Origin of the sequence: Achromobacter deleyi (assembly GCF_016127315.1) — a bacterium.
GTDB classification, from domain to species: domain Bacteria; phylum Pseudomonadota; class Gammaproteobacteria; order Burkholderiales; family Burkholderiaceae_B; genus Achromobacter; species Achromobacter insuavis_A.
Genome location: NZ_CP065997.1, coordinates 770,508 through 790,603, shown reverse-complemented (window position 1 = coordinate 790,603; position 20,096 = coordinate 770,508). Strand labels below are relative to the sequence as shown.

Below are 20,096 nucleotides of genomic sequence, written 5' to 3'. Positions count from 1 at the left end.
ACAGCGCGGCGCCCGGGTGGGCGCCGCTGCGAAAGACGGATCGGCGGGGGATCAGCCGCGGGCGTTGGTGCCCGGCACGCGCAGCTGGGCGCCGATCTTGAGCGCGTTGCCCTTGAGGTTGTTCAGGGCGCGCAGCGCGTCGACCGAGGTGCCGTACTGCTTGGCCAGCGAGAACAGCGTGTCGCCCTGGCGCACCTTATGGGTGCGCACGTTGGGACGGGCGGCGGCGCCGCGCGCGGCGGGGGCCGCGGCCTTGCCGCGCGGCGCCGGCGCCTTGCTGGTGTTGGCGGGGGCCGAATCGAGCGCGCCGACCGGCGCGGCCAGCGAGGCCAGTTGCACGCCGCCGGCGCCCGGGTCGCCCGGCACCAGCAGCGACTGGCCGGAAGCGACCTTCTGGCGCGAGCCGATGTCGTTGGTTTCGCGCAGCTTGGCCTCGGTGACGCCGAAACGCTTGGCGATCGAGGCGTAGGATTCGCCGCGGCGCGAATGGTAGACCTTCCAGGCGCTCAGGTCGCCCTTGTAGTTGGTCAGGTTGGCGTTGAAGATCTCGACGCGGTCGGCCGGCAGCAGCAGCGTGGGGGCGTGGTCGGCGCGGATCACGGGCCGGTTGAACGACGGGTTCAGCGCCTTGAATTCGTCCAGCGGCATTTCGGCCAGCTTGGCGGCGATTTCCAGGTCGATGTCGCTGTTCTTCTGCACCGTCACGAAGTACGGCGTGTTGCCGACCGGCGGCAGCGCCACCGCGTAGCGTTGCGGGTCGGCGATGATGTTCTTGATGGCCTGCAGCTTGGGAACGTAGTTGCGGGTCTCGTCCGGCATGTTCAGGGACAGGTAGTCCGTGGGCTGGCCGGCGGCCTCGTTCTTGGCCATGGCGCGCTGCACCGAGCCTTCGCCCCAGTTGTACGAGGCCAGCGCCAGGTACCAGTCGCCCTGCATCTCGAACAGCTTTTCCAGGTAGTCCAGCGCCGCGTTGGTCGAGGCGATGGGGTCGCGGCGCTCGTCGCGCCACCAGTCCTGCTTCAGGTTGAAGTGCTGGCCGGTGGCCGGCACGAACTGCCACAGGCCCGAGGCCTGGGCGCGCGACAGCGCGGTGGGGTTGTAGGCGCTTTCGACGAACGGCAGCAGCGCCAGCTCGGTCGGCAGGCCGCGGCGATTGATCTCGTCGACGATGAAATACAGGTACTTGCCGGCGCGTTCGGCCATGCGCTGCACCGCCTCGGGGTGGGACGCGTAATAGTCGGTCCACTGCTGCGAGAGGTCGGTGTTCAGGTTGGGGATGGCGAAGCCGCGGCGGATGCGGTCCCAGGCGTCGGCCGGCGGATTGGTCAGGTCGACCGTGCGGGACGTGTCGCGGGCGATGTAGCGCCCTTGGGAGTTGGTGGTGAGGTTCTTGCTGTCGTGGGATTTGGTTCCTGCGCAACCGGCGAGGACTGCCAGCAGAAGCGGCAGAAGGAGTCGGGATAGATTCATCGGGCGGTCACTTGAAATCGTTCTTCCATTCACGAAGGGAGGCAAAAACCTCTACCGGCGTCGGGTGGTCGTGGCCGGCCCAGTTGTCTGCGGCGCGGACGACGTCAGCTTGCTGCGTACGCAAAAACGGGTTGGTCGCGCGTTCCTGACCGATGGTCGACGGAAGCGTGGGAAGACCTTCTGCGCGTAATTGCCGGGCCCGCTGATACCACTGTTGCAGGGTGCGGTTGGCGGGTTCGACCGCCATGGCCCAGCGCAAGTTCGCTAGAGTGTACTCGTGTGCGCAAAAAACCTGTGTATCCGGCGGTAAAACAGAAAATTTTTCCAAGGAATCAGACATTTGCGCGGGAGTGCCCTCGAAAAGCCGGCCACAGCCCCCGGCAAACAGGGTGTCGCCACAGAACAGCACAGGCTGTTTTCCCGCCGCCCGGCCGGTGTACGCAATGTGGCCCGCGGTGTGTCCCGGCACGTCCAGGACGGTCAGGTCCAGGTCCAGTTCCGGCAGCACCACGCGGTCGCCCTCGACCAGCGGCACGTCGCAGCGCGGCAGCTTTTCGCGCGCAGGACCATATACCGTGATGTCGCCGATGCGGGACAATTCAAGCACGCCGCCCACATGGTCGCCGTGGTGGTGCGTGAGTAGAATGGCGCGCAGCTTCAGGCCTTCGCGGGCCAGCCATTGCAGCACCGGGCCGGCTTCGCCGGGGTCGACCACGGCGGCCTGGCCGTCGCGGACGATGGCCCAGATATAGTTGTCGGTGAAGGCGGGCAGGGGCAAGACCGCGGCATTGCGCTCGCGGCCGCCTGCGGGGGCGGTCAAGGCTTGCATGGGATTCGAAGGGATAAAAACGTGGCAGAAGAAACTCCGCCGATTGTAGAACTGGCCGAATGGTTCCAGACCCCGCCAGGGCAATACGCCCTGGCCTGGGAGCGCGCGCAGTTCGACGCGGCCGTGGCGGACGTCTTCGGATATTACGCCTGGCAGGTCGGCCTGGCCGACCTGAACCTGCTGCGCGCCAACCGCATGCCGTTCAAGGGCTATGTGGGCACCGAGACGCCATCGCCCGAGAGCATCACCGGCTGGCAGTCGCGGGTGGTGCTGGCCCAGCCCGAAGCGCTGCCGTTCGAATCGCAGAGCGTGGACCTGCTGATCCTGCCGCACGCCTTCGAATGCGCCGAGGAACCGCACAACGTGCTGCGCGAGGTCGAGCGCGTGCTGGTGCCGGAAGGGCGGGTGGTGATCTCCGGCTTCAACCCCTGGAGCATGTGGGGCGCGCGCACGCGCATGCCGGGCATGGAGCCCTGGCTGCCCCAGCCGCCGGCCTCGCAGGTCTCGCTGCCGCGCCTGAAAGACTGGTTCAAGCTGCTGTCGCTGGAAGTCGAGCAAAGCCATTTCGGCTGCTACGCGCCGGCCTGCCGCAGCGAGAAATGGCTGCAGCGCTGGGGTTTCCTGGAGTCGGCCGGCGCGCGCTGGTGGAGCCTGGGCGGCGCGGTCTACCTGGTGTCGGCCGTCAAGCGCGTGGCCAGCATGCGTATCATCGGCCCGGCCTGGAAGACCAAGCCCAAGCGCGCCCGCGCGGCCTCGGTGGTGGTCAACCGCCAGGCGGACGACGGCTTCGACCGCTCCTGAGCGGCAGGCCGCATTTACATTGAAAGAACAAGGACATACAAGCAGCACCATGCAGGACGACAACGCGAACGACCAGAAAGTGGAAATGTGGACCGACGGCGCCTGCAAGGGCAATCCGGGTCCGGGCGGTTGGGGCGTGTTGATGCGCGCCGGCGCGCACGAAAAGACCATGCACGGCGGCGAGGCCCAGACCACCAACAACCGCATGGAATTGCTGGCCGTGATCGAGGGCCTGCGCGCGCTCAAGCGCCCGTGCGTCGTCACCATCCACACCGACTCCCAGTACGTCATGAAGGGCATGACCGAATGGCTCGCCAACTGGAAGCGGCGCGGCTGGATGACGGCCGACAAGAAGCCGGTCAAGAACGCCGAGCTGTGGCAGGCGCTGGATGACCAGGTGCGCCGCCACACCGTGTCGTGGCGCTGGGTCCGCGGCCATGCCGGCGATCCCGGCAACGAACGCGCCGACCAGCTCGCCAACCAGGGCGTCGAGTCGGTCCGCCGGGGCTGACCGGCCCGCCGGGCGGCATCGGGCAGCGCCCGGCATCGGCGAAAGCATGCGTGTTTTCACCGATGCGCATGCGCGGGCGGCGCCGCCCGCATCGGGAAATACCCTGGGTCGACCGGTTTAGTGCTTTCAGCGCGCTTCAGGATTGTTCCAGGTTGTAAATCCGGTGCTAAAGTGCCAACCCTTGATCCTGTTCCTGCGGCGCCGTCCCAGCGGGGGATGCCTGGCACGCGCCGCGATACCGCCACACTCGCATGAAAAAAGCTGCATTGCTGGCCGCTGTCGCGGCAGGAGTGGCCGCGGGGGCCGCTCTGGGCGTATTCGTGCCGCGCTGGCTCGCGCCGGCCGCCACGCCGGTGGCCGCCGCCGCGCCCGCCAAACCCGTCTCCAAGCCTGCCCCGGTGCGGGTCGAGGTCTCCGCCGTTGCGGAAATTCCGTTCGCCCGTGGCCTGTCGGCCGTGGGCAGCCTGCGCTCGGACGAAGCGGTGATGCTGCGGCCCGAAGTGGCCGGCCGCATCCAGTCGATCGACTTCAAGGAAGGCCAGCCGGTCAAGCGCGGCCAGGCGCTGATCCGCCTGGATGATTCCGTGCCGCGCGCCGAACTGGCGCAGGCGCGCGCCAACCTGGCGCTGGCGCAGAGCCACTATCGCCGCGCCGTGGCGCTGCAGGCCAAGGGCTTCGTCAGCCAGCAGGCGCGCGACGAGTCGGCCAGCACGCTCAAGGTGCAGGAAGCCGCGGTGGCGCTGGCCCAGGCGCGCCTGGACAAGATGACCATCAGCGCGCCGTTCGCCGGTTTCGCCGGCCTGCGCAGCGTGTCGGTGGGCGACTACGTGAACCAGGGCCAGGACCTGGCGCCGCTGGAAGCGATCGACCCGCTCAAGGTGGATTTCCGCGTGCCCGAGATGTATCTCAGCAAGGTCGGCGTGGGCCAGCAACTGACGTTGCGGCTGGACGCCTTGCCCGGCCAGGAACGCCCGGGCCTGGTGTATGCCGTCAGCCCGCTGGTCGACGCGGGCGGACGTTCGATCCTGTTGCGCGCCACCGTGGCCAACGCCGATTCGCTGCTGCGCCCCGGCATGTTCGCCCGGGTGCAACTGCTGTTCAACCAGGACAAGGCGCTGGTCGCGCCCGAGGCCGCGCTGTCGCCGTCCGGCGAGACGCAGTACGTGTACCGCGTCAAGGACGGCGTGGCCGAGCGCCGCGAAGTCACCATCGGCGAGCGCCGCGAGGGCAAGGTCGAGATCCTGACGGGCGTGGCGGCCGGCGACCAGCTGGTGGTGTCGGGCCTGCAGCGCGTCACCGACGGCGGCCCGGTGCAGGTCGTCAAAAACGGCGCCTGACGCCATCTTTCCAGCGAACGGCGGCCCCTCATGCGTATCTCGGAAACCTGTATCAAACGGCCGGTGTTTGCGTCGGTGCTGTCGCTGGTCATCGTGCTGATCGGCCTGATCTCGTATTCGCGCCTGACGGTGCGCGAATATCCCAAGATCGACGAACCCATCGTCTCGGTCGACACCACCTACAAGGGCGCCTCGCCCGAGGTGATCGAGTCGCAGGTGACCAAGCCGCTGGAAGACCAGCTGGCCGGCATCGAGGGCGTGGACGTGATGACCTCGCGCAGCCGCTCCGAGCGCAGCCTGATCAACATCAAGTTCAACCTGTCGCGCAACCCGGACGCCGCGGCGGCCGAGGTGCGCGACAAGGTCTCGCGCGCGCGCCGCTTCCTGCCCGATGAAATCGACGAGCCCATCATCGGCAAGGTCGAGGCCGATTCGCAGCCCATCATCTACATCGCGGTCGAGTCCGGCTCGTATTCCGCGATCCAGACTTCCGACTACATCAACCGCTACATCAAGACCCGCCTGTCGGTGCTGCCGGGCGCGGCCGAGGTGCGGGTGTTCGGCGAACGCCTGCCGTCCATGCGCATCTACGTGGATCGCGACAAGCTGGCCGCCTACGGCCTGACGGTGCAGGACGTGGAGTCGGCGCTGCGCAGCCAGAACGTGGAGATCCCGGCCGGCCGCATCGAGTCGCGGGCGCGCGAGTTCTCGGTGGTGTCGTCCACCGACCTGCAGACGCCGGCGCAGTTCGAGAACGTCATCGTCGCCAACGTGAAGGGCTATCCGGTGCGGCTGCGCGACGTCTCCAAGGTCGAGATCGGCGCCGCCAACGACCGCATCCTGTCGCGCTTCAACGGCAAGCCGGCCATCAACATCGGCGTGACGCGCCAGTCCACCGCCAACCCGCTGGAGCTGTCCAAGGCCGCGCGCGAGGAAGTGGTGCGGCTGAACGAGAACCTGCCCGCGGGCATGAAGCTGACCATCGCCTACGACTCGTCGGTGTTCATCGAGCGTTCCATCGACTCGGTGTTCCACACCATCGGCGAGGCCATCATCCTGGTGGTGCTGGTGATCTTCTTCTTCCTGCGCAACCTGCGCGCCAGCATCATTCCCATCGTCACCATCCCGGTGTCGCTGGTGGGCGCCTGCGCGCTGATGTATTTCTTCGGCTTTTCCATCAATACGCTGACGCTGCTGGCCATGGTGCTGGCCATCGGACTGGTGGTGGACGACGCCATCGTGGTGCTGGAGAACATCTACCGCCACATCGAGGACGGCATGCCGCGCAGGGAAGCGGCGCTGCGCGGCTCGCGCGAGATCGGCTTCGCCGTGGTGGCCATGACCATGACCCTGGTGACGGTGTATGCGCCGCTGGCGTTCGCCACCGGCCGCACCGGACGCCTGTTCATCGAGTTCGCGCTGGCGCTGGCCGGCGCGGTGCTGGTGTCCGGCTTCGTGGCGCTGACCCTGACGCCGATGATGTGCTCGGTGCTGCTGCGCCACCAGAGCAGCCACAGCCGCTGGTACAACCTGATCGAAGGCTGGCTCAACGCCATGAGCAATGGCTATCGGCGGGCGCTGGGGGCGTCGCTGCGGCATCGCTGGGTGGTGGTGGCGATCGGCGTCGCGGTGGCCGCCGGCAGCGGCGTGCTGTTCAAGGTGGTCAAGAGCGAGCTGGCGCCGATCGAGGATCGCGGCGTGGTGTTCGGCATCGTCAGCTCGCCGGAAGGCGCCACGCTGAACTACACGCTCGACAGCATGCTTGGCATCGAGCAGTTCTATGCCGCCATTCCGGAAGCCAGCGGCAGCCAGGTCACGGTGGGCTTTCCCACGGTGACCGACGGCACCGCGATCCTGCGCCTGAAGCCCTGGGAAGAGCGCGGCCGCCGCCAGCAGGCCATCACGCAGGAACTGCAGCCGCTGTTCTCGTCGCTGCCGGGGGTGCGGGCGTTCCCGACCAACCCGCCGTCGCTGGGCCAGTCGGCGCGTTCCAAGCCGGTCGAGTTCATCATCATGAGCCAGGCTTCGTACGAGGAACTGTCGCGCCTGACCGAAGTGTTCCTGACGGAGCTGCGCAAGTATCCCGGCCTGCTCAACCTGGACACCGACCTGCGCCTGAACACGCCCGAGCTGCGGGTGCGGGTGGACCGCGACAAGATGGCCGACGTCGGCACCAACGTCGACACCGTGGGCCGCACCCTCGAATCGATGCTGGGCGGGCGCCAGGTGACCCGCTACAAGGACCAGGGCGAGCAGTACGACGTGATCGTGCAGGTCACGCCGCGCGACCGCGCCACGCCCACCGACATCTCCGGCATCCACGTGCGGGCGCGCGACGGCAGCATGGTGCAGCTGGACAACCTGGTGGCCGTGCACGAGGGCGTGTCGCCGCAGTCGCTGAACCACTTCAACCGCCTGCGCGCGGTCAAGATCGACGCCGCGGTGGCGCCGGGCTATGCGCTGGGCGAGGTGCTCGCGCACATGCACCAGGTTGCCCGCGAGGTGCTGCCCAACACGGTGGTGACCGACCTGGACGGCCAGTCGCGCGAATTCCGTGACTCGTCCGGCAGCATCTACCTGGTGTTCGCCATGGCGCTGGCCTTCATCTACCTGGTGCTGGCCGCCCAGTTCGAGAGCTGGCGCAACCCCTTCATCATCATGCTGTCGGTGCCGCTGTCCATGACCGGCGCGCTGCTGGCGCTGTGGCTGACCGGCGGCACGCTGTCGATCTACAGCCAGATCGGCCTGATCACGCTGGTCGGCCTGATCACCAAGCACGGCATCCTGATCGTCGAATTCACCAACCAGCTGCGCGACGAGGGCAAGGCCCTGTTCGAGGCCGTGACCGAGGCCAGCGTGCTGCGCCTGCGGCCGATCCTGATGACCACCGGCGCCATGGTGCTGGGCACCGTGCCGCTGGCGCTGTCCTCGGGCGCGGGCGCCGAATCGCGCCAGCAGATCGGCTGGGTCCTGGTGGGCGGGCTGATGCTGGGTACACTATTGACCTTGTTCGTCGTGCCGGTGGCCTACACCCTGATCGCCACCGCACGCAGGAAACCCGGCCCGGCCGGCAGCGCAGCGCATTCTTCGGCCGAACCGCCGGAGGGCCACGCGCCGTCGGCGTCCGCGGCCCAAGCGTCGGAATAGCTTTATGCGCCAGATCATCTTTGACACTGAAACCACCGGGCTGGATCCCGCCCAGGGACACCGCATCGTCGAAATCGGTTGCGTCGAACTGGTCAACCGGATGTCCACCGGCAACAACCTGCACATCTACCTGAACCCGGATCGCGACAGCGACCCCGAGGCGCTGGCGGTGCACGGCCTGACCACCGAATTCCTGTCCGACAAGCCGCGCTTCGGCGAAGTGGCAGATGAATTCGTCAAGTTCATCGAGGGCGCCGAGTTGATCGCGCACAATGCCGCGTTCGACGTCAAGTTTTTCAACGCCGAGCTGGCCAAGACCGGCCGCGGCCCGATCACCGAGTACTGCGAGACGATCACCGACTCGCTGCTGCACGCGCGCTCGCTGTTCCCGGGCAAGCGCAACTCGCTGGACGCGCTGTGCGATCGCTTCGGCATCTCGAATGCGCACCGCACGCTGCACGGCGCATTGCTCGACTCGCAGCTGCTGGCGGAAGTCTGGCTGGCCATGACCCGGGGGCAGGACGCGCTGCTGATCGACGTCGACGACAACGACGCGGGCGCGGGCGGCGGCGTGGTGCTGGCGAAGTTCGACGCCTCGGGCCTGCCGGTGGTCAAGGCCAGCGAGGCCGAGCTGGCCGAGCACGAAACCTATCTGGCGACGCTGGACAAGTCGGTGGGCGGCGAGTGCGTCTGGCGCAAAATGGACGCGCCGGCTGCGGTCAGCTGAAGTTTTTTCGAGGCGACTTGCACACATCCAAAAAAGCGTGCTAATATTTCGCCTCTTTCGGGGTGGTTAGCTCAGTGGTAGAGCACTGCCTTCACACGGCAGGGGTCACAAGTTCGAAACTTGTACCACCCACCAAAGACCCTCGAAAAGCATCGCCAGGCTGCAAAGCAGGCAATTGCGATTCGAGACGGGGTGAAAGGTAAGCCTGACAAGGTGACGTCAATAGGCAACCCCAACGGCACTGCCGGTCCTTTCAGGCAATGAAGCCAACCGCCCGCGGTTGGCTTTTTTGTTTTCCGTGACCCGTCCTGAATTTGGTTGACACCTTTTTGAGAGAAGAAAAGGAGAGTCAATTGGAATCAAGGATGAAGCGAACGCAGCGGGATTACAGCCTGGCTTTTAAACTGTCGGTGGTCGAGCAGGTGGAAAAAGGCGAGCTGACGTACAAAGAGGCGCAGCGTCGCTATGGGATCCAAGGCCGGTCGACAGTGCTGGTGTGGCTGCGCAAGCATGGACGCCCGGGCTGGAGTGGCTGGAGCCTGCCGACGGTCAGAGGAGTGGATATGGATCGTCAGGGCAAGGCGCTCACGCCCGAGCAGAGGATCAAGGAGCTGGAGGTGCAGCTCAAGGAGGCGCGCGAGAAAGCGCAGTTGTTCGAGGCCGTGGTCAACGTGCTGGAGAAGGACTACGGGGTGCGCGTCGTAAAAAAGCCTTCGGGCAAGTCCTCACGCAAAAGCTCGTCCAAGGGTTGAGCGTGGCAAGGGCTTGCCGATACATGGGTCACAGCCGCCAGGCCTACTACAAGAGCAGGCACAGGGAGCGAGAGCGCCAGCAGCAGGCGTGCCAGGTGGTGTCGATGGTAACGGCGCTGCGGGTGCGGCAACCGAAGCTGGGTACGCGCAAGCTGCATCACGTGCTGCGTCAGCCGCTACGCGAGGCGGGGATCAAGGCAGGGCGCGATGCGCTGTTCGACATCCTGCGCAGCGCCCGGATGCTGGTGCGGCCGCGCCGGGCGTACCACAAGACCACGGACAGCCATCACCGCTTCCGGCGCCACCCGAACCTGCTCAAGGCAGGCGAAGGCCAAGTGGTGGCGACCGGTCCCGAGCAGGTCTGGGTGGCCGACATCACCTACCTGCCGACCGCCCAGCGGTGCACCTACTTGAGCCTGGTGACCGACGCCTACTCGCGCAAGATCGTGGGCTATCACGTGGCCGAGAACCTGCAAACCGAAGGGGTGCGCCGCGCGCTGGAGATGGCGTTGCGCTCGCGGCGCTCGAGCCAACCGCTGGTGCACCACTCGGATCGAGGCATCCAGTACTGCTCGACGTATTACCAGCGTCTGCACACCCGCCATGGCATTCGTTGCTCGATGACCGACGGCTACGATTGCTACCAGAATGCCTTGGCCGAGCGGGTCAACGGCATCCTCAAGGGAGAGTTGTTGCTCCACAGGCCTGCCGATCTGGCTCAAGCCAGGCTCATGGTCAGGCAGTCCGTCCAGATCTACAACACCGAGCGCCCACACCTGTCCCTACAATGCAAAACACCCGATGAAGTTCATCGGGTGCTCAGTCCGTAGCATCGCTACGGATACCGGCCCGTAGGTGTCAACCTAGGACAGGACGGGTCACCGCGTCCGGTTTGTCGCGCGGGGGGCAGTGAGCGTGGGCAGTAGGACGGGGGGCAGTAGCGCGGCCATTCGCGCCGCCCTTGATATGCCGCAAGCGCCGGCGCCGGGCTTGCGCGCAATCGTGCCCAGGGTTGTCTATGATGGAAGCTGAAGTCGCAGTCCCGGCCGGCAAGGCCGGGCCGCGGCGACCGGATGTGGATGCAGCGGCAGAAGCCAACGCAAACACAGGCTGAGACGAGAAACGCGTCGTTTACCGGGAGACCTCTATGCACCCCAGCACCAACACCATGTTGATCATCATCTGCACGGGCGTCGCGCTCATGCTGCTCGGGTTTGGACTGCGGGACCGCAACATCGGCATGGGATTGATGGGCATCGGCCTCATCACCGCCATTGGCACCATCATCTACAAGGCGTACATCACGTTCTATTGACGGCCCGCGGGCGCAGGCCGCCCGCGCGGGGTCAGGCCTTGGGCGCGGCCAGCCGCGCCGCGCGCGCCAGCAGGGTATCGAGCTGGTTGGCGAAGGCCTTGCGGTCGGCCTGGCTGAACGAGGGCGGTCCGCCCGTGTCCACGCCGCTGGCGCGCAATTCCTCCATCATGTCCCGCACCGCCAGCCGTTCGCGGATGGTCTCCGGCGAATAGCGTTCGCCGCGCGGATTCAGCGCCATCGCGCCTTTCTCCAGCACCTGCGCGGCCAGCGGGATGTCGCCCGTGATCACCAGGTCGCCCGCCACCGCGCGTTCGGCGATGTGGGCATCGGCCACGTCGAAGCCGCGCGGCACCTGCACCGCGCGGATCAGCGGCGACGGCGGCGTGTGCAGCGCCTGGTTCGCCACCAGCGTCAGGGACACCTGCCAGCGCTGCGCGGCGCGGAACAGGATGTCCTTGATGACGCCCGGGCAGGCGTCCGCGTCGACCCAGATCTGCATCAGCCCAGGGCCTTCTGCAGCGCTTCGGCGACGATGTCGTTGGTGCTCACGCCGCGTTCGGCGGCGGCGGCGCGCAACTGGTCCGCCTGGGCCTGCGACAGCTTCACGGGAAAGGGCACCAGGCCGGCGGCCTGATCCAGCTTGCGCTGTTCACGGCGGTCAGGCGCCTGGGAGGCGGTGCCGAAGCGGTCGGGCGTGGCGGCTTGCTTGAGTTGGCCGGCCAGTTTCAGCGCCTGGTTCTTTTGCAGATCGAATTTGTTCATGAAGATTCCTGATTGGGAGCGCCATCATAAGCGCAAGCGCGGTCAGCGCGGTTTGGCATTTTCGAGCGCGGCCAGTCCTTCCTCGGCGCCGTCGTGCAGCGGCACGGTCAGGCCGCGCCGGGCGTTGGCGACGTTGACCTGGGCGCCCTGCGGCGAACCGGCGGCCAGCAGGTCCTGTCCGGTCTGGTAGACCGCCCGCACCACCTGCAGGGCTTCGTCGCGGGTCAGGTCCGAGGTGGTCAGCAGCAGCGCCGCGGTGCCGATGGTGGCCACCGGTTCGGGCTGGTTCGGGTAGGTGCCCGCCGGTATCCCCAGCGGCATCAGCGCGTCGTCCTGCGCGGCCAGGGCCTTGACCGCGGCCGGATCGAGCGGCAGCAGCTTCAGGTGCGCCTGGGTCAGCGCGTCGCGCAAGGGCGTGGCGGGAATGCCGATCACCTGCGCGGCGGCGTCGATGGTACCGGCGTTCAGCGCCGGCAGCGAAGCGGTGAAGGGGGTGGGCACCGCCTCGTAGTCGCGTCCGGCCTGCAGGCCATGCGCCGCCAGCACCGCTTCGAGCGTGGCGCGCACCGCGGAGCCTTCCGCGCCGAGCGCGATCTTCTTGCCCTTCAGGTCACGCACGCCGCGCAGCCTGGCGTCGTCGCGCACGACGATGTGCACCATTTCGGGATAGAGGCTGCCCAGCGCCCGCAGGCCGGCGAACGGCCCTTGCGACGCGAATGGACCGCGGCCCTCGTACGCCAGCTTGGCGGTGTCGGCCTGAGCCAGTCCGACCACCGCGTCGCCGCTGCGCAGCAGGGCGATGTTCTCGGCCCCGCCGCCGGTGATCAGCGGCGTGACGCGGATCTGGCGGGCCTGGCCCACGGCGCCCAGGGCGCGCGCGAAGGTGACGTATTCCCCGCGATCCGGGCCGCCCGCCAGCGGATAGCCCTGCTGCATCCGCGCCAGCCGGCCGTTGATGCGCGCGACGGAGCGTTCCAGCTCCTGCTGCACCACGTGCTGCGCCGTGCTGGAGGCGCTGTAGGCGACCGAATGGGTGATCTGGTCCAGCGTGTCGAGCAGCCGCTGCGTCACGGGCGGCGGCGCGCCGGTGTCCAGCGACGGCGCCTCGGCGGCCTTGAAGCCGGCCGGGGTTACCAGCGTCCAGGCGTCGCCGTCCTTGCGGTAGATGGCGCTGGCGTGGGCGACGATCTCGTCGCCGGCCTGGTTGCCGCTGGATTTCACGCCGCTGATGCTGCGCGGACCGGCGCCCAGCAGGGTCACCAGCGCCGCGGCGCCGGGTTGGTCCCAGGCACCCAGCGCGATATCGCGCGTCACCGCCAGCCGCAGGTCGTAATAGACCACGCGGCGGGTTTCTCCAGCAGGTGCGCTGCTGTCGGCGGCCGACCCCATGCGCTTGAGCTGGTCGACGCGGAACAGGTCCGCGCCATAGGTGGCGGCCAGGCCGCGCTCGACGTCGGCGCGCAGCGCGTCGGCGTCGGGGGCGCGGCCGCAGGCGGCCAGCAGGAGGCACAGGGCCAGCAGCAGGAATCGCTTCAGCATGGTCACATCCCTCCCACGAACGGCAGGGAGATCAACGAGGTCAGGACGATCACGTTGAGAATGTCCACCAGGAACGCGCCCGTCACCGGCACCACGATGAAGGCCTGCGGCGCCGGGCCGTGGCGCCGCGTCAGCGCCTGCATATTGGCGATGGCGGTGGCCGTGGCGCCCAGCGAGAAGCCGCAGAACGCAGCCGACATGATGGCGGCCTCGTAGTCGCTCTTGAGCAACCGGAATACCACCCAGGCCGAATACAGCGCGCAGAACAGCGTCTGCACCGCCAGGATCAGCGCCAGCGGTCCGGCCAGCCGCGCCACGCTGGTCAGGTCCAGCGTCATCATCGTCATGGCCAGGAACAGCGACAGCGTGATGGTGCCGATGATCTCGGTGGCGCGGTCGTCCAGCTTCAGGCCCAGGTGCTCGCCGCCGTTGCGGATCAGCACGCCCGTCGCCAGGCACCAGAGGAAATTGGGCAGGCTCACCGGCGCGTCTTCCACCAGCGTGGCGAGGTAGCCGCCCGCCACCAGGCAGACGAAGGCGGCGGTCATCGACGTGATGAACGAGGCCGCGGTCGACGGCGGCTGCGTTCCGGTCAGGTCGGGCGCCTCGTGGCTCGCGGCCGACTGGCGGTCCAGGCTGCCGGCCAGCTTGTGGCGGCGCATCAGCCATTCCGCGACCGGTCCGCCGACCACGCCGCCCAGCACCAGGCCGATCGTCGCCGCCGTCATGGCCAGCGCCATCACGTCCTGGATGTTGTTGACGTCGGCGAAGCGGGTGGCGTAGGCCGCGCCCGTGCCGTGCCCGCCGACCAGCGTGATGGTGCCGCCCAGCAGCCCCATCAACGGGTGCATGTCCAGCAGCCAGGCCATGCCCAGCCCCACGGCGTTCTGCAGCACCAGGAACGGAATCAGCGCCAGCAGGAACGCGATCAGCCGCGGGCCGCCCTTGGCCAGCAGTTTCAGGTTCGCCGTCAGGCCGATGCAACCGAAGAACAGCAGCAACAGGGTCGGCTTGATGCTGGTTTCCAGGGACACGGCGTGGCCGCCCCAGGTCGACAGCGCGTAGGCGCCGATCGCGAACAGCAGGCCGCCGACGATCGGGTCCGGGATGCTGTAGCGCGCCAGCACGCCGATGCGGGTGGTCAGGACGCGGCCGATGGCCAGCACCAGGCAGCAGGCCAGCAGGGATTGGACGGGCGAGAGTGAAATCATGGAAACCTTCGTGCCTCGCGGGGCAACGGACGAAAGGGGCGGCGCGTGGCCCCCGGGAGGTCAGAGCGGAAAGGCGCGCGCCATGTAACTGGCCTGCGGGCCATAGCCTTCGAGCTTGGCGGCCAGCTCCCGGCCGCCGGCGGCAACCGGCGCATAGCCGTGGCGCAGCCAGTAACCCACGGCCGAGCCCAGCGACACCAGGCTGGCGCGTCGCAGCCCCGCCTGAGTGGCGTGCCCCGCCGCCGTGCGCAGCAGGGCCTGGCCCACGCCCAGGCCCTGGGCCGAGGGCGCCACGGCGCAGTCGTGCAGGAACCAGTGGTCGGCGGGCTCCGGCAGCGTGGTCAGCGGCGCGTCCAGGGTCGGCGGCAGGCCGGCGTTCCACGGGTACGAAACCAGGTAGCCCAGCAGCCCGTCGCCAGGCGCGGCGGCCTGCGCCACCCAGCAGTGCGCGGGCGCCAGCGCCAGCCGGTTGAGGAAGAAATCAGCGCTTTCCAGCAGGAAGCCCGGATAGGCGCCGGCCTGGACCTCGAGGATGGCGTCCACGTCGCCGGCCAGCATGGGGCGGACTCGATATTGCATAACACCCTGTGAAAACAAGAACTTCCCGCATTTTACCGATGCCCGCGGGGACGCCCTTTCACGTCTCTTCACAAATCGGGGACAGAGATTTACGCGACTTTATATCCCTGGCGGCGCCGCTCCCTAGAATCGCCGGAATGCGACCAGTCTTATAGCCGTGGCATTTGATGAAAATTCGACGATGGCTTGCGCATACTGCCCGGCATAACGTCCCGCATTCCAATTTCAGAGCACCATGCATATCCAATTCCGGTCCGAGCCCCAGGGGCAGCAAGTCCTGACCAAAGCGTTTCCCGTGGAAGCGGTCTGGGGGACGGCCGCCGCCAACGTGCCTTACGACGCCTGCGTCACCTGCGTCATTCCGTGCCTGAATGAATGCGAGAACCTGCGCGTGCTGCTGCCGCTGCTGCGCAGCCGGCTGTCGGCGTTGTGCACCGGCTGGGAGATCATCGTCGCCGATGACGGCAGCACCGATGGCACCGAGGCGCTGATGGCCGAATGGTCGCAGTACGATGGCTTCCGCTACGTGCAGCTGTCGCGCAATTTCGGCAAGGAAGCCGCGCTCAGCGCCGGGCTCGAAAGCGCCACCGGCGACGTCGTGATCTGCCTGGACGCGGACATGCAGCATCCGCCCGCGCTGATCGAGCAGATGCTGGCCCGCTGGGCCGCCGGCGCTGAAATGGTCTACGCCGTGCGCGAAACCCGCAGCGACGAGTCCTGGGTCAAGCGCACCGGCGCCCGCTGGTTCTACAAGCTGCTGAGCGGCGCCCGCGGCGTCGATGTGCCGGCCCACGCCGGCGACTTCCGCCTGATGAGCCGCAACGTGGTGGACGCGCTGAACGCGCTGCCCGAGCGCACCCGCTTCATGAAGGGCCTGTACGCCTGGGTCGGTTTCAAGGGCGAGGCGCTGCCTTACACCCCCGACGAACGCATGCACGGCGACAGCCGCTTCGGCAGCATGCGCCTGGCGCGGCTGGCGCTGGACGGCCTGACCGCCTTCACCACCTGGCCGCTGCGCCTGGTCAGCCTGGTCGGCGTGCTGTTCGCCGTGCTGGCGATGGCCTACGCGGCCTTCCTGGTGATCGACTTCCTCGTGTCCGGCAACCCGGTATCGGGCTGGACCACCATCGTGACGGCGGTGCTGTTCTTCGCCGGCGTCAATCTGATCTCGCTGGGCGTGGTGGGTGAATACGTCGCCCGCATCTTCGACGAGGTCAAGGGGCGCCCGCTGTTCGTCGTGCGCCGCCGCCAGGGGCAGGCCGCCCGCACCGACAAGGTCGCACACTGATGGCCGCCACGATGCAACAGCCGGCGCGTTCCGATTGGATCCCGCCGGCGGGCAGGTTCCTGCTCGCGATTGGCTTCTGGCTGGCCTTCCTGGCCTGGGTGCGGCCCCTGACGCTGCCTGACGAAGGCCGCTACGCGGGCGTCGCCTGGGACATGCTGCGCAGCGGCTCGCACATGGTGCCGCTGCTGGACGGCATGCCGTATTTCCACAAGCCGCCGCTGTACTACTGGCTGACCGAGCTGTCCTTCACCGTGTTCGGCGTGCATCCGTGGGCCGCGCGCCTGCCGTCGCTGCTGGCGTCCTGGGCCGCGATCGCCGCGCTGTATGCCTTCGTGCGGCGCTACCGCGACGCCGCCACCGCGACGCTGACCGCGCTGGTGCTGGCCACCGTGCCGTTCTTCTACGGCGGTTCGCAGTTCGCCAACCTGGACATGCTGGTCGCCGGCATGATCACGCTGTGCGTGCTGGCCGCGGCCGACACCGTGCTGCGCGTCGAGCGCGGCGAGGCCTATCGCTGGATGTCGCTGGCCGCCGCCGCGCTGGCCGGCCTGGCGGTGCTGGCCAAGGGCCTGATCGGCCTGGTGCTGCCGGGCGCCATCCTGTTCGTCTGGCTGGTCTGGAGCCGCCGCTGGCGCGGCCTGGGCGCGCTGGTCTGGCCGCTCGCGCTGCTGGTGTTCGCGGTGGTCGCGGTGCCGTGGTTCGCGCTGATGCAGATCCGCTACCCCGGCTTCTACGACTACTTCTTCGTCTACCAGCATTTCCAGCGTTTCGCCGCCACCGGTTTCAACAACGCCCAGCCGTTCTGGTTCTACCTGCCCGTGGTGGTCGGACTGAGCCTGCCGTGGTCCCTGTGGGGCGGCGGCATCCTGCGCAAGGCGTTCTGGGTCGAGGGTCCGCAGCGCGACCTGCGGCGCCTGGCGCTGGTCTGGTTCGTGGTGGTGGTGGGCTTCTTCTCGCTGCCCAACTCCAAGCTGGTCGGCTACGTGCTGCCGGCGCTGCCGCCGCTGGCCTTCATGCTGGCGGAGGTGATCGTCGCCGCGGCCCGCCAGAAGAACGATGTCCTGACGCCTCGCCTGGTGCGCATCTGCGCCGCCGTCGGCGCCGGCATCTGCGTGCTGGCCATCGGCATCGCGACCCACTCCGCCCGCGGTAGCGCCGGCCCGCTGGCCGCGCAGATCCGCTCGTTGCAGCAGCCCGGCGATACCTTCGTGTCGCTGCATACCTATCCGTTCGATCTGGCGCTGTACGCCAAGGCCCCCAACCCCATCTGGGTGGTGGACGACTGGCTCAATCCGGAAGTGCCGGTGCGCGACAACTGGCGCAAGGAGCTCTACGACGCCGCCAAGTTCGAGCCCCAGGTCGGCAAGCAGGTGCTGATCAGCGCCGCCGAATTCCAGGCCCGCCTGTGCGCGGCGCCCGACGGGGCGCGCTTCTGGGTCTGGGGCACGGCGTCGGATGCCGGCAACTACGCGGCGCTGGCCGGCCGGGAGCCGACCGCGACCAGCGTGAAATACCTGATCTGGACGGTGGTATCGGACGCTGCTTTCAAGCAGCGGGTTTGTGGCGGAACGCCCAAAGCCGGCTCGTGACGAAGGTGGCGACCGCCAGGCCGATCAGGATGAGCGCCAGCAGGATGTCGTAGCGAACAGCGGTTACCCGTAGCAACCAGGCGTAAGCCGACTCATTGATGAGGAAGCCGATGGCTGAAATGAAGAAGAAACGGCGAACTGCTATGGTCCAGGGTGTTGTCGAATGTCTGAACGTGAGCCGGTAATGCCCGCTGAAGGACACAATGAACGCCACCAGCCAGCCGATCAGGTTGGCCAGGAGTGGCGCGGCGCCGAAGGCTTCCACGCTGGCGACGGCGATGCCCCAGTGGGTGGCGGCCGCTGCGCATCCGACGGCGATGAACAGGCTGACTTGTTGAAGCAGGGCGCGCATGCGGGGCGTGTCGAGAAAAAATGGCGGGGTGAGAGCTTGACCAAGCGCATTGTGGTCTGCGGTGATGATTTTGGCATGAATGCCGACATTGATGAAGGCATGATCGTGCTGGCGGGCATGGGCCGGCTGAGCGCGGTCAGCTGCCTGTCGCTGGGGCCGACCTGCGTCGCCAACGCCCCGCGCCTGGCGGCGCTGGATGCCGATCTCGGCCTGCATGTGAACTTCACCGAGCCGCTCGGCTTCGGCGCCGACGCGGACCTGCCGTCGCTGTCGCGCCTGATCCTGCGCGCCTACGCCGGCCGTCTGGACGCGGACTGGGTCGATCTGCACCTGGCGCGCCAGTTCGATGCGTTCGAGGCCGCTTTCGGCCGCGCGCCCGATTACGTGGACGGACATCAGCACGTGCACCAGCTGCCGATCATCCGTGATCGCCTGCTGCGCCTGCTCAAGCAGCGCTATAGCGCCCGCATGCCGTGGCTGCGTCAGACCGCGCCGGGCCTGCTGTGCGGCATCCCGCTCAAGGAATCCTTCAAGGCGCGCGTCATCGGCGCGCTGGGCGCGGCCGCGCTGGGCCGCCAGGCCCGCGCCGAAGGCCTGCGCACCAACCGCCGGCTGCTGGGCGTCTACGGTTTCGAAGGCGGCAAGCGGCGCTACGCCGACCTGCTGCAGAACTGGCTGTTCAATGCCCGCGATTGCGATCTGCTGATGTGCCATCCGGCCAAGGACAGCCGCGGCGACAGCGCCATGGCGCGCCAGCGTCGCGCGGAATTCGACGTGCTGGCCTGCCCCAAGCTGGGTGACTGGCTGACCGCCAACGGCGTGCGCATCTCGCGCCTGCCGCTCGGCGCGCGCTAGGCATTCTTCCAGGATTGCCGGGCGCGTCGGGCTTCATGGCCGGCGCCTGAATCATCCAGTCATCAAGCCCGCGTCAGGCTCTGCAGCAGCCAGGCGCCGGCCGGCCCCAGCGGTCGGCGGGTCGACCACACTGCATCCACCCGGATCTGGCGCGGCCAGCCCGGCACCGCCAGTTCCACCAGTTGCCCGCGGCCGAAGCGTTGCAGCATCCAGCGCGGCAGCTCGGTCCAGCCGAATCCCAGCATGGCCATTTCCAGCAGCATCAGATAGCCCGGCGCCGACCAGGTCGACTGCGACGGCGCGGGATCCTTGTCGTCCAGCTCGTAGGTGCTCAGGCGCAGCTCGCGTTCGGTCTTCAGGTGATCCTGCGTGACGCCGGACAGCGTCGCCAGCGGATGGCCGCGGCCCACGCACAGCACGATCTCCGAGGCTTCGCGCAGCGTCGCGTGGGCCATGTCGGGCGGATAGCTTTCCTGCGCCGCCATCAGCCCCAGGTGGGCGCGGCCCTGCTGCACCAGCGCCACCACGTCCTCGTATTCCGCGATCAGGCATTCGAAGCGCAGCGCCGGATAGCGCTGGTCGATCTGGCTGAGCATGTTCTCAAAGGTTTCGGACTGAAACGTGTCCGACAGCACCACCGTCAGGCGCGGCTCCAGCCCGGCCGACAGCTGGCTGGCGCTGCGGTTCAGGCGGTCATTGGCCGCCAGCACCTGCAAGGCCTGGCCCAGCAGCACCTGGCCGGCCTCGGTCAGGGCCGGCTGGCGCTGGCCGCGGTCGAACAGCGTCACGTTCAGGTCGACCTCGAGATTGGCGATGGTCTCGCTGACGGTGGACTGGCTCTTGCCCAGCTTGCGGGCCGCGGCCGAGAACGTGCCTTCGGCGGCCACCTGGGCGAAGGTGGCCAGGGATTCGAGGGAATGGCGCATGGCGGCGGGCGTCCTTGTTATCGGATTTTCCGATGGATATCATCTTTATCGTACCGGAAATATCGTCGAAAATTGTCGGGTTACTCAAGCAACCGACCTCGGAGTG

Annotated in this window: 19 protein-coding genes and 1 tRNA gene; 11 read left to right on the top strand and 9 right to left on the bottom strand. The window is 67.8% G+C overall.

Annotation, left to right across the window (positions count from 1 at the left end; all coding sequences use genetic code 11):
• Window positions 1-51 precede the first annotated feature (51 nt).
• Both I6I07_RS03485 and gloB read right to left on the bottom strand, forming a co-directional pair.
• On the bottom strand, window positions 52-1,470 hold the full coding sequence (locus tag I6I07_RS03485) for a transglycosylase SLT domain-containing protein (protein WP_198485657.1): 1,419 nt from the start codon (window positions 1,468-1,470) through the stop codon (window positions 52-54).
• Between the two features lie 7 nt (window positions 1,471-1,477).
• Entirely contained in the window at window positions 1,478-2,299 is an 822-nt protein-coding gene (gene gloB, locus I6I07_RS03480) for a hydroxyacylglutathione hydrolase (RefSeq protein ID WP_006392870.1), read from the bottom strand.
• Window positions 2,300-2,320: 21 nt separating this feature from the next.
• Between gloB and I6I07_RS03475 the strand changes: the two genes are divergently transcribed.
• The 8 genes from I6I07_RS03475 to I6I07_RS03440 all read left to right on the top strand — a co-directional run bounded on the left by I6I07_RS03475 (window position 2,321) and on the right by I6I07_RS03440 (window position 10,889).
• Window positions 2,321-3,100, top strand: a complete 780-nt coding sequence (locus tag I6I07_RS03475) for a class I SAM-dependent methyltransferase (RefSeq protein ID WP_198485656.1) — start codon at window positions 2,321-2,323, stop codon at window positions 3,098-3,100.
• 49 nt (window positions 3,101-3,149) lie between these two features.
• On the top strand, window positions 3,150-3,611 hold the full coding sequence (gene rnhA, locus I6I07_RS03470; RefSeq protein ID WP_116520484.1) for a ribonuclease HI: 462 nt from the start codon (window positions 3,150-3,152) through the stop codon (window positions 3,609-3,611).
• A gap of 251 nt (window positions 3,612-3,862) precedes the next feature.
• Window positions 3,863-4,948: an efflux RND transporter periplasmic adaptor subunit gene (locus I6I07_RS03465; protein ID WP_198485655.1), complete on the top strand. Its 1,086-nt coding sequence runs from the start codon at window positions 3,863-3,865 to the stop codon at window positions 4,946-4,948.
• A gap of 30 nt (window positions 4,949-4,978) precedes the next feature.
• Complete coding sequence (locus tag I6I07_RS03460) at window positions 4,979-8,095, top strand: efflux RND transporter permease subunit (RefSeq protein ID WP_198485654.1); 3,117 nt, start codon at window positions 4,979-4,981, stop codon at window positions 8,093-8,095.
• 4 nt (window positions 8,096-8,099) lie between these two features.
• On the top strand, window positions 8,100-8,822 hold the full coding sequence (gene dnaQ, locus I6I07_RS03455) for a DNA polymerase III subunit epsilon (RefSeq protein ID WP_198485653.1): 723 nt from the start codon (window positions 8,100-8,102) through the stop codon (window positions 8,820-8,822).
• A 60-nt stretch (window positions 8,823-8,882) separates the two neighbouring features.
• Window positions 8,883-8,957: transfer RNA gene (locus I6I07_RS03450), tRNA-Val, on the top strand.
• Between the two features lie 218 nt (window positions 8,958-9,175).
• A protein-coding gene (locus I6I07_RS03445; protein ID WP_198485652.1) for an IS3 family transposase occupies window positions 9,176-10,404 on the top strand; the annotation gives its coding sequence in 2 pieces (ribosomal slippage) (window positions 9,176-9,523 and window positions 9,526-10,404; 1,227 coding nt in all).
• A 317-nt stretch (window positions 10,405-10,721) separates the two neighbouring features.
• Window positions 10,722-10,889 (top strand): hypothetical protein, encoded by a 168-nt coding sequence (locus I6I07_RS03440; protein WP_006392877.1) that lies wholly within the window; start codon window positions 10,722-10,724, stop codon window positions 10,887-10,889.
• Between the two features lie 31 nt (window positions 10,890-10,920).
• On the opposite strand, the gene I6I07_RS03435 is transcribed toward I6I07_RS03440, so the two are convergent.
• The 5 genes from I6I07_RS03435 to I6I07_RS03415 are packed head-to-tail and all read right to left on the bottom strand — an operon-like array spanning window position 10,921 to window position 14,959.
• Window positions 10,921-11,388 carry a YaiI/YqxD family protein gene (locus I6I07_RS03435; RefSeq protein ID WP_198485651.1) on the bottom strand — a complete coding sequence of 156 codons (468 nt, stop codon included), beginning with the start codon at window positions 11,386-11,388 and terminating at the stop codon, window positions 10,921-10,923.
• On the bottom strand, window positions 11,388-11,651 hold the full coding sequence (locus I6I07_RS03430; RefSeq protein WP_006392879.1) for a ribbon-helix-helix protein, CopG family: 264 nt from the start codon (window positions 11,649-11,651) through the stop codon (window positions 11,388-11,390). The genes I6I07_RS03435 and I6I07_RS03430 overlap by 1 nt, the downstream gene beginning before the upstream one ends.
• A gap of 42 nt (window positions 11,652-11,693) precedes the next feature.
• Window positions 11,694-13,196: a TAXI family TRAP transporter solute-binding subunit gene (locus tag I6I07_RS03425; RefSeq protein WP_198485650.1), complete on the bottom strand. Its 1,503-nt coding sequence runs from the start codon at window positions 13,194-13,196 to the stop codon at window positions 11,694-11,696.
• Window positions 13,193-14,401 (bottom strand): sodium/glutamate symporter, encoded by a 1,209-nt coding sequence (gene gltS, locus I6I07_RS03420; protein ID WP_198485649.1) that lies wholly within the window; start codon window positions 14,399-14,401, stop codon window positions 13,193-13,195. Before gltS ends, I6I07_RS03425 begins: the two co-directional genes overlap by 4 nt.
• Window positions 14,402-14,461: 60 nt before the next feature.
• On the bottom strand, window positions 14,462-14,959 hold the full coding sequence (locus tag I6I07_RS03415; protein ID WP_198485648.1) for a GNAT family N-acetyltransferase: 498 nt from the start codon (window positions 14,957-14,959) through the stop codon (window positions 14,462-14,464).
• Window positions 14,960-15,215: 256 nt separating this feature from the next.
• Between I6I07_RS03415 and I6I07_RS03410 the strand changes: the two genes are divergently transcribed.
• Window positions 15,216-16,268, top strand: coding sequence for a glycosyltransferase family 2 protein (locus I6I07_RS03410; RefSeq protein ID WP_198485647.1), 1,053 nt, complete (start codon window positions 15,216-15,218; stop codon window positions 16,266-16,268).
• On the top strand, window positions 16,268-17,857 hold the full coding sequence (locus I6I07_RS03405) for an ArnT family glycosyltransferase (RefSeq protein WP_198485646.1): 1,590 nt from the start codon (window positions 16,268-16,270) through the stop codon (window positions 17,855-17,857). The genes I6I07_RS03410 and I6I07_RS03405 overlap by 1 nt, the downstream gene beginning before the upstream one ends.
• Here I6I07_RS03405 and I6I07_RS03400 read toward each other — a convergent pair.
• Window positions 17,814-18,209: a GtrA family protein gene (locus I6I07_RS03400; RefSeq protein WP_198485645.1), complete on the bottom strand. Its 396-nt coding sequence runs from the start codon at window positions 18,207-18,209 to the stop codon at window positions 17,814-17,816. The two genes, I6I07_RS03405 and I6I07_RS03400, sit on opposite strands and share 44 nt — an antisense overlap.
• Window positions 18,210-18,245: 36 nt before the next feature.
• On the opposite strand from I6I07_RS03400, the gene I6I07_RS03395 reads away from it, so the two are divergent.
• The gene (locus I6I07_RS03395) at window positions 18,246-19,064 is read left to right on the top strand and encodes a ChbG/HpnK family deacetylase (protein ID WP_198485644.1); all 819 of its coding nucleotides are present in this window, start codon (window positions 18,246-18,248) and stop codon (window positions 19,062-19,064) included.
• A gap of 62 nt (window positions 19,065-19,126) precedes the next feature.
• On the opposite strand, the gene I6I07_RS03390 is transcribed toward I6I07_RS03395, so the two are convergent.
• Window positions 19,127-19,990 carry a LysR family transcriptional regulator gene (locus tag I6I07_RS03390; RefSeq protein WP_006392887.1) on the bottom strand — a complete coding sequence of 288 codons (864 nt, stop codon included), beginning with the start codon at window positions 19,988-19,990 and terminating at the stop codon, window positions 19,127-19,129.
• Window positions 19,991-20,096: the final 106 nt, after the last annotated feature.